Origin of the sequence: Variovorax sp. OK605 (assembly GCF_900115445.1) — a bacterium.
GTDB lineage: Bacteria > Pseudomonadota > Gammaproteobacteria > Burkholderiales > Burkholderiaceae_C > Variovorax.
On sequence record NZ_FOWL01000002.1, the window covers coordinates 277,299 to 291,809 of the forward strand.

General features: G+C 69.4%; 11 protein-coding genes. 3 read left to right on the forward strand and 8 right to left on the reverse strand.

Annotation, left to right across the window (positions count from 1 at the left end; genetic code table 11):
• Window positions 1-2: 2 nt before the first annotated feature.
• On the forward strand, window positions 3-1,145 hold the full coding sequence (gene opgC / locus BM013_RS05675) for an OpgC domain-containing protein (RefSeq protein WP_093123945.1): 1,143 nt from the start codon (window positions 3-5) through the stop codon (window positions 1,143-1,145).
• 33 nt (window positions 1,146-1,178) lie between these two features.
• Here the strand turns inward: opgC and BM013_RS05680 are convergent, their stop codons facing one another.
• The 3 genes from BM013_RS05680 to BM013_RS05690 form a co-directional block, all read right to left on the reverse strand.
• The gene (locus BM013_RS05680) at window positions 1,179-1,961 is read right to left on the reverse strand and encodes an SGNH/GDSL hydrolase family protein (RefSeq protein WP_371268836.1); all 783 of its coding nucleotides are present in this window, start codon (window positions 1,959-1,961) and stop codon (window positions 1,179-1,181) included.
• 110 nt (window positions 1,962-2,071) lie between these two features.
• Window positions 2,072-2,833, reverse strand: a complete 762-nt coding sequence (locus BM013_RS05685) for an anti-sigma factor (RefSeq protein WP_093123947.1) — start codon at window positions 2,831-2,833, stop codon at window positions 2,072-2,074.
• Between the two features lie 34 nt (window positions 2,834-2,867).
• Window positions 2,868-3,443, reverse strand: coding sequence for an RNA polymerase sigma factor (locus BM013_RS05690; protein ID WP_256219776.1), 576 nt, complete (start codon window positions 3,441-3,443; stop codon window positions 2,868-2,870).
• A 169-nt stretch (window positions 3,444-3,612) separates the two neighbouring features.
• Here BM013_RS05690 and BM013_RS05695 point away from each other — a divergent pair, with 169 nt between their 5' ends.
• Together BM013_RS05695 and BM013_RS05700 are read left to right on the forward strand one after the other, a co-directional pair.
• Window positions 3,613-4,152 carry a hypothetical protein gene (locus BM013_RS05695; RefSeq protein ID WP_093123953.1) on the forward strand — a complete coding sequence of 180 codons (540 nt, stop codon included), beginning with the start codon at window positions 3,613-3,615 and terminating at the stop codon, window positions 4,150-4,152.
• A gap of 48 nt (window positions 4,153-4,200) precedes the next feature.
• On the forward strand, window positions 4,201-5,511 hold the full coding sequence (locus tag BM013_RS05700; RefSeq protein WP_093123956.1) for a hypothetical protein: 1,311 nt from the start codon (window positions 4,201-4,203) through the stop codon (window positions 5,509-5,511).
• A 25-nt stretch (window positions 5,512-5,536) separates the two neighbouring features.
• Here the strand turns inward: BM013_RS05700 and BM013_RS05705 are convergent, their stop codons facing one another.
• The 5 genes from BM013_RS05705 to argH form a co-directional block, all read right to left on the reverse strand.
• Complete coding sequence (locus BM013_RS05705; RefSeq protein WP_093123959.1) at window positions 5,537-6,973, reverse strand: efflux transporter outer membrane subunit; 1,437 nt, start codon at window positions 6,971-6,973, stop codon at window positions 5,537-5,539.
• Window positions 6,973-10,143 (reverse strand): efflux RND transporter permease subunit, encoded by a 3,171-nt coding sequence (locus BM013_RS05710; RefSeq protein WP_093123962.1) that lies wholly within the window; start codon window positions 10,141-10,143, stop codon window positions 6,973-6,975. Before BM013_RS05710 ends, BM013_RS05705 begins: the two co-directional genes overlap by 1 nt.
• A 9-nt stretch (window positions 10,144-10,152) precedes the next feature.
• Window positions 10,153-11,412, reverse strand: a complete 1,260-nt coding sequence (locus BM013_RS05715) for an efflux RND transporter periplasmic adaptor subunit (RefSeq protein ID WP_093123965.1) — start codon at window positions 11,410-11,412, stop codon at window positions 10,153-10,155.
• Between the two features lie 181 nt (window positions 11,413-11,593).
• Window positions 11,594-13,069, reverse strand: a complete 1,476-nt coding sequence (locus BM013_RS05720; RefSeq protein ID WP_093123968.1) for a rhomboid family protein — start codon at window positions 13,067-13,069, stop codon at window positions 11,594-11,596.
• An 18-nt stretch (window positions 13,070-13,087) separates the two neighbouring features.
• Window positions 13,088-14,485, reverse strand: a complete 1,398-nt coding sequence (argH, locus tag BM013_RS05725; RefSeq protein WP_093123971.1) for an argininosuccinate lyase — start codon at window positions 14,483-14,485, stop codon at window positions 13,088-13,090.
• Window positions 14,486-14,511: the final 26 nt, after the last annotated feature.

Genomic DNA, 14,511 nt, shown 5'->3' on the forward strand with positions numbered 1-14,511 from the left:
CGATGAAACGCTACTGGGAAATAGACGCCTTGCGCGGGCTGATGCTCGTGCTGATGACCGTCACCCATCTGCCGACCCGGCTCACGGATCCGCTGGGCCAGCCTTTCGGTTTCGTGTCGGCCGCCGAGGGCTTCGTGCTGCTGTCGGCCTTCGTGGCCGGGCTGGTGTACAGCCGCATCGGCTATGTGCGCGGGGTCGACTCGATGCGCCAGGCCTTCTGGCGGCGCGTGCTGAAGGTCTACCTGTGCCAGGCGGCGATCCTGCTGTTCCTGTTCACGGTGATCGCCGCGGTGGGCCTGCACATCGACCAGCCGGCCGTGAAGAACCTGGTGTCGTACTACCTGGCGGAGCCGCGCGACGGCTTCCTGTTCGGGCTGCTGCTCATCTACGAGCCGGCGCTGCTCGACATCCTGCCGATGTACATCTTTTTCATGCTTCTGAGCCCCTGGGTGCTGGCCTTCGCCATGCGCCACGGCTGGAACTGGGTGATGGTGGTGAGCGCCACCGTGTGGGCGGCGGCGCAGTTCGGGCTCAGCGAATGGGTCTACGGGCTGGCCGTGCAGCACCTGGGCGTGCCGGTGCCGTTCCACGAGATGGGCGCGTTCAACACCTACGCCTGGCAGTTCCTGTGGTTCTCGGGGCTGTGCATCGGCGCCACGCGCAACACGCCCGGCATGAAGCCGCTGCGTTTTCCGGCGTGGCTGCTGGTGCTGGCCGCGGGCGTTGCGCTGTACGGGCTGTACTGGCGCCACCACGGCATCAACGGGCAGGCGCCGTTCGGCGGCGACATCGAGCTGAACCTGCTGTTCGACAAGTGGCAGCTCGGGCCGTTGCGGCTGGTGAACCTGGTGGCGCTGGGCATCCTGGCGGTGCGCTTCGGGCCTTGGCTGATGCGGCTCGTTCCGCGGCTGCGCTGGCTGGAGGCGATGGGCTCGGCCTCGCTGCCGGTGTTCTGCGCGCACCTGGTGGCGGTGCTGCTGGTGCTGGCCTTCTACGGCGACAGCCAGACCGCGCGGCCCTGGTGGGGCGACGGCCTGCTGCTGGTGGTGGTGTTCGCGGGGATGTACTTTGTCGCGCGCTTCACGCGCGGGGCGGACGTGCCGCCGCCCGCGGACGATGTGCCGACGCAGCCGGCACGGGCCTGAAAACCGTCGAGGGCTCGAGCCCGCGAGGCCCGATCAGGGCAGGGAGGCGGTCGGCGCCGGCGCGATGCTCGGCAGGTGCGGCGCGATCACCGCGTGCCACAGCCGGTAACCCTCGTCGGTCATGTGCAGCTTGTCGCCGCGGAACAGCTCCGGGCGCGGGCGGCCGTCGGCGCCGAGCATCGGCGTGTAGATGTCGATGAACTCGCTGTTCGGCAGCAGGTTGAGGTAGGCCGAAATCACGTGGTTGGTCTCGCGGATCTGCGGCATCAGCTGCTCGCGCGAGGGGCTGGGCTTGACCGAGACGAAGCTGATGCGGGTGTCGGGCAGCTCGGCGCGCACCGCGTTGGCGAAGCGCGCGAAGCTGTCGAGCACCTGCAGCGGCGTGCGGCCTTCGGCCAGGTCGTTGTCGCCCGCGTACACCACCACCTGGCGCGGCTTGTAGCGCACCACGAGGTCGCGCGCGAACAGGCTGCAGTCGTTCAGCGTGGAGCCGCCGAAGCCGCGGTTGACCACGCCGCCGGGCACGCGCGGGAAGTCCTGCGCCAGCCGCGTCCACATGCGCACGGTGGAACTGCCGACGAACACCACGCCGCCCGGGCCGGGAAAGCGCTCCTGGTCGGCGCGCGCGAAGGCGGCCAGTTCGTTGTGCCAGCGCTCCTTGGCGGCGAGGTAGTCGCGCGCGGCCGAGGCCTCGGCCGCGGCCGTCTCGGATTCCTGGGGGAAAAAGGAGGAGGTGGACTGCGCGTGCGCGGCGAGCGCCGCCGTGAGCAGCGCGACCGTGGCGACCGCGGTGAGCGCGGTTTTCATCGAAAGCATGGGAAGAGGGAAGGGCCGAAACAACCGAAGGACCAGCATGACGAAAGGCAAAGCGGGTTTCTACCACGGGCCCACGGGAAGGCCGGTGACGGGTTGCAAGCCTGCCGGGCCTAGATGGTCTTCTCGATGAGCGCGCCCTTGAACACGATCGGGCCCTTCGGACCGCTGCCCGCCGGCACGCCGCCCTTGGCTTCGAGGGTGATGGCCAGGGTCGGCACGGCATGCACGTCGGATTCCGACGCCGCCAGGCGCAGCGCGGGCGCGTTGTCGAGCACGCCCAGCGAGCGCGGCGCACCGCCCGGCGGCAGGGCCCACAGCTGCAGCGACTTGTCGGTGCCTTCGCTGTAGCTGCTCACGCGCTGCAGCACCAGCTGCTTCTTCTTGGGGTCGAAGGTGACCAGCATCGAAGCGGCGGCCTGGTCGTCGGACAGCACGGCGACGTACTGCACCGCCGGGGCGTTCACCAGCTGGTCGCGCAGGTTGAGTCCGACCACCACGGCCAGCACGGTGGCCAGCGCGCCGGCCGCCGTGGCGCCGCGCCACAGCGCGAGGCTGCGCAGCCAGCCGCCGGGCTGGGGCCGGGCGGCGTCGCGGGCGTTGGCCGCGTCGCGCTGGCGCTCGATGGCGGCCTTGGCCTGCTCGGCGTCGATCATGTTGCGGATGCGGGTCCACACGGCCGGGTCGGGCACCACGGAGGGCTGCAGCTCGGTCATGCTGGCAAGGCGGGCCTGCCAGATGAGCGCGGCGGCGCGGATCGGCGCCTGTTCGCGGGCCAGGGTCTCGAAGCGGCGGCGGGCGCCGCCGCGCAGGGTGCCGAGCGCATGGCTCGCGGCCATCAGCTCGAGCAGTTCGGGGTTGGCGATGAGGTTCATGAGAGGGCCGCCTTCGTCGTCGTCGTCATCGCATTCATGCAAAGCGTCCCATGCAGACGCGCAGTTTCTCCAGCCCGCGCCGGATCCAGGTCTTGACCGTGCCCAGCGGCAGCTTGAGCTGCTCGGACAGCTCGCCGTGGCTCATCTCGCGCAGGTAGGCCAGGCTGACCACCTCGCGCTGCCGGCCCTCGAGCTGGCTCAGGCATTGGTGCAGCGCCCAGGCCTGCTCGCTGGCATCGGCCGTGTCCGCCGGGTTGGGCGCGTCCGATTCGAACTGGTCGGCCATGAGCTCGTCGAATTCCTGCGTGAGCTGGGCGCGGTCGGCGGTGCGGCGGCGCAGCAGGTCGAGTGCCCGGCTGCGCACGATCAGCCCGAGCCAGGCCAGCGGCGGACTGAGCGATGCGCGGTAGTCGCCGGCCACCCGCCAGACGGTCAGAAAGGCTTCCTGGAGTACGTCCTCGGCCCACTCGCGTTGCCGAACGACGCGCATCGCCAGGCCCATGAGCTTGGGCGAGGTGCGGTCGTAGAGCTGGCGCAGGGCGGCTTCGTCGCGATGGCCGATCCGATCGATCAGCGCCATCAGTTCGGCGTCGGGGCTGGGTGCTGTCATCCGCGGATTGTGGGGCATCGGTGCGCATGCCTGATATACGGGCCCGGCGGCCGGTCGGATTCAAGCCACGGACCCCGGAAAAAGGAGCCGTCAAGCCGAAATTGAAAACAATTGTCAACGTATACTGCGCCGCAAAACGAGGGGGCGCGCCAGCGCAGGTGGGGAAGTAATGAAGCAAATTGCGATCGTGATCGTGCTCTGCATGGGCGCGTGGTATTTCTTTATCGGCGGCCGCAAGCTCGACGAGTCGATGGTGCGCGACTACTACCAGCAGGAGGCGCGCGCCGTGTCGGCCAACGACGCCGACAAGCTGTGCAAGCAGCTCAGCCGCAAGGCCGTCGTCGAGGCGAAGACCACCATGATGGGCCGCACCGAAGAGGTGTCGCTCGACCGCGACGAAGCCTGCGCCGCCACCCGCAAGACCATGGAGACGCTGCGCCGCGTCAACGACCAGGTCGGCGCCATCCTGGCGATCGAATACGACTACCACATCGACACCGTCGAGGTGGCCTCCGACCGCAAGAGCGCCGTCGTCAAGGGCACCAGCGTGCTGAAGATGGGCGACTCCGCGCTGCAGCTGAAGACCAGCTTCAACCAGCGCCTGGAACGCGAGCTCGGCCAGATGCGCCTGGTGCACGCCGAGGACAGCACCGTGGTGCGCCTGGGCGGGCGCGGGGTCATGAGCCAGAGCGATTTCTTCCGCAAGTAGCCGCCCGCCGGCACCCCCCATCACCACAGAAAAAAAGGAGGCGTCGCCATGCTCGCCATCCGGGATTCGCTGCCGCCGCCACCGCCGTTCTGGCACCGCCTGAACAGCTTCTTCGCCTTTCCGCTGCAGATGCGGCCGCTGGCCTACGGGCTGGTGCTGTCGTTCTGCAGCCTGCTGTTCGAGGGCGTGTTCTTCCTGCCCGACGCCGTGGCGCTCATCGTCATCGAGATCGGCATCATGCTGGCGGCCAGCCGCTACGGCTTCAAGATCATCGCGCTGGGCGCGCGCGGCATCCGCGACTCGTCCGACTTCGGCCGCGAGGCCAGCGACGAGTGGACCTACCTGCCGTGGAAGCTGTTCGCCATCTCGCTGGTGCAGGCGCTGCTGATTGGCTGGCTCGCGTACTACGCGCCCATCCTGGGCACGGTGGGCCTGTTCGTGATGTCGTTCACCTTCCCCGCGGCGGTGATCGTGCTGGTGCAGTCAGGCAGCTTCTTCCAGGCGATGAACCCGGGCTACGTGATGGACACGATGCGCACCATCGGCTGGCCTTACGCGCTGCTGTGCTTCTTCCTGTTCCTGCTGAGCACGGGCGCGCAGGTGGCGCTGTCGCTGGTGCTGCCGATGTTCGACGGGCGCATCGTGCTGCCGATCGCCAACTTCGCCTTCATCTACTTCGGCTGGGTCATGGCCAGCCTGCTGGGGTACGTGATGTTCCAGCACCACGACGCCTTCGGCTTCGACGCCGTGGCGGGCAGCGAGCTCGACGGCGGCGGCCCGGTGGAGCGCCGCACGCCCGAGCAGATCGCCGCGCAGCGCACCGACGCCGAAGTGGCGCAGCTCGTCACCGAAGGCGACCTGGCCGCCGCGCTGGGCACCGCCTACGAGGCACAGCGCACGGCCGCGTCCGACGACCTGGCCGCGCAGCGCCGCTACCACCGCGTGCTGGCGCTGATGCCCGACAAGAGCGCCACCATGCTCGACCACGGCAAGCGCTTCATCCCGCTGCTGATGCGCCGCGACCTGTCTTCCGAGGCGCTCAAGGTCTTCAAGACCTGCAAGGAAAAGGACAAGGCCTTCTCGCTGGACGACGCGCAGATGGTCATTACCATGGCGCGCGCCGAATGGCGCGGCGGCGACGCGCACGCCACGCTGGCGCTGATCTCGGGTTTCGACAAGCGCTTTCGCGGCCACGAGACGATTCCGCAGGCCTATGAGCTGGCCGCCCGCGCGCTGGTGCAGGGCCTGGGCCGCGCCGACATGGCGCAGCCCATCCTGGCCACGATGGAGGCGCGCTACCCGGACAGCGAGCAGACGCAGGAAGTGCGCTGGCTGCTGCGGCCGGCCCCGGCCGCCTGAGTTCTTCGGCTTCTGCTTCCGCGGCTCAGCCTTCCTTCCAGCCCCCGCCCAGCGCCTTGTAGATCGACAGCCGGTTGGTCTGCTCGGTGAGCTGCAGGCCGATCAGCGTCTGCTGCGCCGCGTAGTGGGCGCGCTGCGCATCGAGCACGTCGAGGTAGTTGCTCGCGCCGCTGCGAAACAGCGACTGCGACAACGCGAAGCTGCGTGAGGTGGCGCCCAGCAGCGAGCGCTGCGCGTCCAGCCGTTCGGCCAGCGTGCGCCGCTCGGCCAGCGCATCGGCCACTTCGCGAAAGGCCGTCTGCACCGTCTTCTCGTAGGTGGCGATCTGGATCTGCTGCTGCGCCTGCGCCACGCGCAGGTTCGCGCGGTTGGCGCCGCCGTCGAAGATCGGCACGCTGACCGACGGCGCGAAGCTCCATGCCTTGCTGCCGCCCGCGAACAGCCCTGACAGCGTGCTGCTCGCCGTGCCCGCCGACGCGGTGAGTGCAATGCGCGGAAAGAACGCGGCGCGCGCCGCGCCGATGTCGGCGTTGCTCGCGCGCAGGGCGTGTTCGGCGGCCAGCACGTCGGGGCGCTGCTGCAGCACGCTCGACGGCAGGCCGGCCGGCGGCACCAGCAATTGCGTGGCTGCAGTGGCTGTCGTGGCCGCGGTCGTGTCCGTGCCAATCACGGGCAGCAGCTCCGCCGGCGGCGTGGCACCGACCAGCAGCGCCAGCGCGTTGCGGTCCTGCTCCACCTGGCTGTCGAACGCCGCCACGTCGGCGCGCGCGGCATCGACCGTGCTCTGCGCCTGCGCGAGCGCCAGGCCCGACTGCGCGCCGAGCCGGTGGCTGCGCTCGACCAGGTCGAAGGACTTGCGCTGGCTCTCCAGCGTGTGGCGCGCGAGCTGCAGGCGCTGCTCGTCGGCGGCCAACTGCAGCCACGCGGTGGCGACCGACGCGACCAGGCTGATCTGCGTGCCGCGCTGCGTGGCCTCGGTCTGGAAGTAGCTCTGCAGTGCCGCCTCGCCCAGGTTGCGCACACGGCCGAACAGGTCGATCTCGTAGCTCGTGAGGCCCAGGTTGGCGCTGTACTGCGACGAGATGCGCGGCTCGCCGCTGTTCGACAGGCTGCCCGGCGTGCGCGAGCGGCTGCCGCCCGCGCCGGCTTCCACCGTGGGGAACAGGCCGGCGCGCGCAATGCCGTACTGGGCGCGCGCACGCTCGATGTTGAGCGCGGCCATGCGCAGGTCGCGGTTGTTGGCCAGTGCGAGTTCGATCGTGCCCTGCAGCCGGGGCTCGACGAAGAAGCTGCGCCAGCCCACATCGAGCGGCGTTGCCGCTTCGACGCCGGAGGAGGGCAGGGCTTGGGGCACCGGCGAGGCGGGCGCGGCGTAGTCGGGCGCGAGGTTGATGCAGCCGGCGAGCACGGCGGATGCGACCGCCGCGAGGGCCACCGCGCGGAGCGGGAATGCGTGCTTCATCAATGGCCTCCTTGTTCCGCGGTCGTGCCCGCAATGACGTTCTGCTCGGGCTTTGCCTTGCGCCGGCCCGCCAGCCAGCCGCGGATCAGCGCGAAGAACAGCGGCACGAAGAAGATGCCCAGGGCCGTGCCCACCACCATGCCGCCCAGCACCGCGGTGCCGATCGACTGGCGGCCACCCGCGCCCGCGCCGGTGCCGATGGCCAGCGGCAGCACGCCGAAGCCGAAGGCCAGCGAGGTCATGAGAATCGGGCGCAGCCGCAGGCGCACCGCCTGCAGCGTGGCCTCGATCACGCCCTTGCCCTGCTCCTGCAGCTGCTTGGCGAACTCCACGATCAGGATCGCGTTCTTCGACGACAGCCCCACCGTGGTCAGCAGGCCGACCTGGAAGTACACGTCGTTGCTCAAGCCCCGGAAGCTGGTGAACAGCAGCGCCCCCACGATGCCCAGCGGCACCACCAGGATCACCGAGAACGGCACCGACCAGCTCTCGTACAGCGCGGCCAGGCACAGGAACACGAACAGGATCGAGATGGCATAGAGCATCGGCGCCTGCGCGCCCGACAGCCGCTCCTGGTAGGAGGCGCCGGTCCATTCGTAGCCGATGCCGGGCGGCATCTGCTTCATCACCTCGTCCACGGCGGCCATGGCGTCGCCCGAGCTCACGCCCGGCGCCGCGTCGCCCACGAACTCATAGCTGGGGCTGCCGTTGTAGCGCTGCAGCTGCGGCGAGCCGTAGCTCCAGCGCGAACCCGAGAACGCCGGGAACGGCACCATCTGGCCCAGGCTGTTGCGCACGCTCCAGCGGTCGATGTCGGCGGGCAGCATGCGGAAGTCGGTGTCGCCCTGCATGTACACGCGCTTCACGCGGCCCTTGTCGAGAAAGTCGTTGATGTAGGTGCCGCCCATGGCGCTGGACAGCGTGCTGTCGATGTCCGACGTGGCCAGGCTCAGCGCGCCGGCGCGCGCGTCGTCGATGTCCACCGCGAACTCGGGCGTGTCGTCCAGGTTGTTGCTGCGCACGTTGCGCACTTCGGGCCGCTGGCCCAGCAGGTCGATGGCCTGGTCGCGCGCCTTCACCAGCGCGTCGTGGCCCAGCCCGTTGATGTCCTTCAGGTGGAAGTTGAAGCCCGCGTTGGCGCCCAGCCCGCGCACCGCCGGCGGCAGCAGCACGAACACGCGCGCGTCTCGGATCGACGACAGGTCCTTGTTGGCGCGCCGCGAAAGCTCGGCGGCCGACTGGCCGGTGCCCGTGCGCTCGGCCCAGTCCTTGAGCTTGACGAAGGCGCGCGCCGAGCTCTGGTCGCCGTTCTGCCCGGTGATCACGTTCACGCTCAGCACCTCGGGCTGCTTGCCGAAGTACTGCTGCACCTGCTCGACCACCGGCTGCAGCCGCGCGTTCGACGCACCCGGCGGCAAGGTCACCTGCACCTGCAGGAAGGCCTGGTCTTCGTCGGGCAGGAAGGAGGTGGGCAGGCGCATGAACAGCAGCGCCATCACGCCCGCGATCAACAGGTACACCACGATGCTGCGCTTGCCGCGCCGCACGATGCCGCCCACGATGCCTTCGTAGCGGTCGGCGCTTTTGTCGAAGCCGCGGTTGAAGGCCGCGAAGAAGCGGTCGACCCGCCCCAGCAGGCCGCGGCGCGGCACCGCGCGTTCGCCCTTGTGCACCGGCTTCAACAGCGTGGCGCACAGCGCCGGCGTGAGCGTGAGCGCCACGAACACCGACAGCGCCATGGCCGAGACGATGGTGATCGAGAACTGCCGGTAGATCACGCCGGTCGAGCCGCCGAAGAAGGCCATGGGAATGAACACCGCCGACAGCACCAGCGCAATGCCGACGAGCGCGGGCGTGATCTCGGCCATCGACTTGCGCGTGGCCTCCTTGGGCGAGAGGCCCTCTTCGTGCATCACGCGCTCGACGTTCTCCACCACCACGATGGCGTCGTCCACCAGCAGGCCGATGGCCAGCACCATGCCGAACATGGTGAGCGTGTTGATCGAATAGCCGGCCAGCGACAGCACGCCGAAGGTGCCCAGCAGCACCACCGGCACCGCAATGGCCGGAATGAGCGTGGCGCGCATGTTCTGCAGGAACACGTACATCACCAGCACCACCAGCAGCATGGCCTCCAGCAGCGCCTTGACCACCTCGTCGATGGACGCGCTCACGAACGGCGTGGTGTCGTAGCTCACGAAGGTCTGCAGCTGGTTGGGAAAGAGCGGCTGCAGCTCGGCCACTTTGGCCTTCACCGCCTCGGCCACCTGCACCGCGTTGGCGCCGTCGGCCAGCACCACGCCCAGGCCGGCGCCGGGACGCCCGCTCAGTTGCGAGCGCACCGTGAGGTTCTCGGCGCCGAGTTCCACGCGCGCCACGTCTCGCAAGCGCACCACGGCGCCGTCGGGCGTCACGCGCAGCACCACGTTCTCGAACTGCTCCGCGGTCGTCAGCTTGCTGCGCGCGGTGATGGTGGCGGTGAGCTGCTGCTGCGCGTTGGCCGGCAGCGCGCCCAGCTGGCCGGCCGAGACCTGCGCGTTCTGCGCGGTGATGGCGGCGTTCACGTCGGAGGGCATCAGCGCGTACTTGCGCAGCTTGTCGGGGTCGAGCCACAGGCGCATGGCGTAGCCGGTGCCCAGCGTCTGCACCTCGCCCACGCCGTCGATGCGGCTGATCACGTCCACCAGGTTGCTGGAGATGTAGTCGCCCACGTCCACCGCCGAGGCGCTGCCGTCGCCGGAGTACATCGACACGATCATCAAAAAGTCGTTGCCGCCCTTCGTCACGGTGACGCCGCGGCTTTGCACCTGCTGCGGCAGGCGCGACATGGCCTGCTGCAGCTTGTTCTGCACCTGCATCTGCGCCACGTCGATGCTGGTGCCCGCGTTGAAGGTGAGCGACAGCCGCGCCACGCCCGACGAGTTGCTGGTCGACTGCATGTACAGCAGGTTGTCCAGCCCCTTGAGCTGCTGCTCGATGACCTGGGTGACCGAGTCTTCCACCGTCTTGGCGGAGGCACCGGTGTAGGTGGCGTTGATGGACACGCGCGGCGGCGCGATGTCGGGGTACTGCTCCAGCGGCAGCGTGCGGATGGCCATCAGGCCCGCGAGCATGACGACGATGGAGAGCACCCACGCGAAGATGGGTCGGTCGATGAAGAACTGCGCCATGGCCGGACCTCAGCGCGCCACGGGGTCGGAGGCGGCGTCGGTGGGGTCGCGCTCGGCGCTGGCCACGGGGCCTGGCGCGGCGTTGACCGGCTTGGCGCCGAGGTCGACCACCTTCACCTTGTCGCCGACCTTCACGCGCTGCGAGCCCTCGGTCATCACGCGGTCGCCCGCGGCCACGCCGTCGAGCACCTCCCAGCGCGTACCCACCGCGCGGCCGACGCGAATGGGGCGCCTGGCGACCTTGTTCTCGGCGTCGACCACCAGCGCAGAGGCGCTGCCGTCGGGCGCGCGCGTCACGGCCTGCTGCGGCACCAGCAGCGCGGTGGCGTTCACGCCTTCCTGCAGCACGGCGCGCACGTACATGCCGGGCATCAGCAGCTTGTCGGGGTTGGGCACCACGGCGCGCAACGTGACGCTGCCCGTGCCGGCGTCGACCGTGACGCCGCTGAAGGTGAGGCGACCGGCATGCGGGTACTTGCTGCCGTCTTCCAGCACCAGCTGGATGCGGGCCTCGGCGTCGCTCGCGCGCTGCAGCCGGCCACTGGCGAGTTCGCGCTTCAGGCGCAGCAGCTCGCTGCTCGACTGCGTGACGTGCACGTGAATGGGGTCGAGCTGCTGCACGGTGGTGAGCACCGCGGCCTGGTTGGCCGTGACGAGCGCGCCGGGCGTCACCGCCGAGAGCTCGGCCCAGCCGGTGATCGGTGAGGTGATGCGCGTGTAGCCCAGCTGGATGCGCGCGGTCTGCTCGGCCGCGTGTGCCACGCCGAGGTCGGCCTCGGCCTGCTGCTCGGCGGCCTGCGACTCGTCGAACACCTGGCGGCTGATGGCGTCGATCTTCACCAGCTCGGCGTTGCGGCGCGCCACGGTGCGCGAGGTGGCCAGGGCCGACTCGGCCTTGCGCACGCTGGCCTGCGCGCTGGCGTGGGCCGCCTGCAGCGGCGCCGGGTCGAGCTGGTAGAGCACCTGGCCGGCCTTGACCTGCGAGCCTTCGGTGAAGAGCCGCTCCTTCAGGATGCCGCCGACCTGCGGACGGATCTCGGCGATGACGGGGGCGGCGGTGCGCCCGGGCAGCTCGGTGCTCAGCGCCAGCGTCTCGTGCTTCAGCGTGACGGTGCCGACTTCCTTTTCTGGTGCGGCGGCGGCCTTGGACGCACCGGACGACTCTGCGCTGGTGCGCGAGCAGCCGGCGAGCGTGGCGAGCGTGACAAGGGCGCAAGCCGCGACGACGGTCGCGAGCAACGAGAAACGGGGGCTTGGGTGGACGGGCATGGCGCTGGAGAAATGACGAAGGCCCCAAATGGAGCGAACAGGCGCTCCCGAGTTCAATGCGACGGGAGGGCGGGGGCGAGCTTTACAGAGAGGCCCCTGCAATTGCAGTGCCACAGGGTGACGCGGCCGTGTGACAGCGCTTGCGCGCGAGGCCTTGCGGCCTTTGAAGGCCTGGGGTTTTTCAGGCGCGCTGCAGGGCGCGCGTGACCATGTCGTTGGGCGCGAGCCGCAGCAGGTGCGGCAGCAGGCCGATGGCCTTGTCGCGCTCGCCCGCGTGCAGCAGCCCGTTGGCGCACACCGAGAGCGTGTCGGCCAGCTCCGGGTGGTCGGGCGCGGTCTTCAGTAGGATGGCGCACAGCCGGTCGGCGTCGTCGAACTGGCGGATGCGCGCGAAGCGGCGCGCCAGCCGCGCCATGTCGTCGGGCTTCAGCCGCGCGCCGGGCTTGGCCTGGTCGAGGTAGGTCTTGTAGCTGGCGTGCTGCAGCGCGAGCGTGTTCGGCTCGGTGGCGGGCAGGCGGAAGATGCGCCGCGCGGCCTGGTGGAAGTCTTCGCTCGCGGGCTGCAGCCGCGCGGTGTTGAACCAGGCGCGCAGCGTGTCGGTGTCGCCGGGGCGCAGCGCGGCGGCGGCGCGCCATTCGGCGCAGGCCTTGTCGAACTTCATCGCGGCGCCGTACTTCTGGGCCGCGGCCACGTGCGTGCCGAAGAGGTCGGGTTCGGCTGCCGCGGCCGCCGTGGCTTCGGGTGCCTGCACGCGGTGCAGCAGCAGGGCGCAGGCCATGAGCGCCGCACCGGTCAGCAGGCCGCCCAGGTGGGCCATGTACGCGATGCCCTGGCCGCCGAGCCAGTGCTGCATCAGCTCGTTGACGATCCATGCCGGCAGCAGCAGCAGGGCCGGCGCCGTCACGTAGTTGAAATAGAAGAACAGCTGGTAGAAGAAGCGGATGCGCTTGAGCCGGTACATCACCGCGTACATGCCCATCAGCGCCGAGATGGCGCCCGAGGCGCCCAGCCCGTAGCTGCCCTTGCCCGCATAGGCCCAGCCGGCCAGCGCCGAGGCGCCGACGGCGCCCAGCAGGTAGAAGCCCAGGTAGGTGCCGCGGCCCAGCGCGAGTTCGACCGAGAAGCCGAACAGGAACAGGAACAGCATGTTGCCCAGCAGGTGGCCGGTGCTGCCGTGGAGGAAGGCGGCGGTCAGCCAGGTCCAGGGCTTGGACTCGGCGTCCTTGCCGTAGTCCTGCGCCCAGCGCTCGGTGAAGGACGCGGGCAGCATCGCCTCGTACTGCTGGCGGTCACGCTTCCATTCGCCGTACTGCGGGTTCGCGGGCGTGATGACCTGGTCGGCCTGCAGCTTCGCGAGGAACTTCTTGTTGTTCTGCAGGCCCTCGAGCAGCTGCGGATAGGCCTCTTCGTGCCGCAGCATGCGCCGCGCGACCTTGCCGCGCTTGGGGTCCGACTTTTCGAGCCAGTCCACGAAGGGCGGCAGCTCCAGCTCGGGCAGCACGCTGCCCACGTAGTAGACGGCGGCGCGCTCGCGGCCGTTTTCCTCGCTGCGCTGGGGCCCCCAGAACACGATCATGTTCAGGAGGATCAGCAGCACCGTCATCCACGGCGGGTTGCGCCAGCTCGGTCGGTTCTCGAGCGGGATGGCGTAGAACACGGCGCTGCTTCGCTTCGATCAGCCGAGGCGCGCGCGGTGGCGGGCGACCTGGGCCTTCACTTGCGCAGGCGCGGTGCCGCCCAGGATGTTGCGCGCGTTCAGCGAGCCGCGCAGGCTCAGCACGTCGTACACGTCCTTCTCGATGTTCGGGTTGAACTGCTGCAGCACCGACAGCGGCAGCTCGGCCAGGTCGACCTTGTGCGAGGTGGCGGCCTTCACGGCGTGGGCCACGGTTTCGTGCGCGTCGCGAAAGGGCAGGCCCTTCTTCACCAGGTAGTCGGCCAGGTCGGTGGCGGTGGCGTAGCCGCGCAGGGCGGCGGCTTCCATCGCCTCGGGCTTCACGGTGATGCCGCCGATCATCTCGGCAAAGATGCGCAGGGTGTCCTTGAGCGTGTCGACGGTGTCGAACAGCGGCTCCTTGTCTTCCTGGTTGTCCTTGTTGTACGCCAGCGGCTGGCCCTTCATGAGCGTGATGAGCGCCATCAGGTGGCCGACCACGCGGCCGGTCTTGCCGCGCGCCAGCTCGGGCACGTCGGGGTTCTTCTTCTGCGGCATGATCGACGAGCCGGTGGTGAAGCGGTCGGCGATGTTGATGAAGCTGAAGTTCTGGCTCATCCACAAAATGAGTTCTTCGCTCATGCGGCTGATATGCACCATGCACAGGCTGGCCGCGGCGGTGAACTCGATCGCGAAGTCGCGGTCGCTCACGGCGTCCAGGCTGTTCTGGCAGACGCCGTCCATCTGCAGGGTCTTGGCGACCAGCTCGCGGTCCAGCGGGTAGCTGGTGCCGGCCAGGGCGGCGGCGCCCAGCGGCAGGCGGTTCACGCGGCGGCGCACTTCGCCCATGCGCTCGGCGTCGCGGCTGAACATTTCCACGTAGGCCAGCATGTGGTGGCCGAAGCTCACGGGCTGCGCCACCTGCAGGTGGGTGAAGCCGGGCAGGATCACCTCGACGTTCTTCTCGGCGATGTCCACCAGCGCCTTCTGCAGTTCGACCAGCAGGTCGCCGATGAGGTCGATTTCGCCGCGCAGCCACAGGCGCACGTCGGTGGCGACCTGGTCGTTGCGGCTGCGCCCGGTGTGCAGGCGCTTGCCGGCGTCGCCGACCAGCTGGGTCAGGCGGGCCTCGATGTTCAGGTGCACGTCTTCGAGGTCGAGCTTCCACTCGAAGGCGCCGGATTCGATTTCGGCGCGAATCTGCGCCATCCCGCGTTCGATCGCGGCGTGGTCCTGCACGCCGATGATGCCCTGCGCGGCCAGCATGCCGGCATGGGCCAGGGAGCCCTGGATGTCCGCCTGCCAGAGGCGCTTGTCGAAGAAGACGCTGGAGGTATAGCGCTTCACCAGGTCGCTCATAGGTTCGGAGAACAGGGCCGACCAGGCTTCGGATTTCTTGTCGAGTTGGTTTTGGGTCATGGGAGCCGTCCAGGAGGCAATAATGG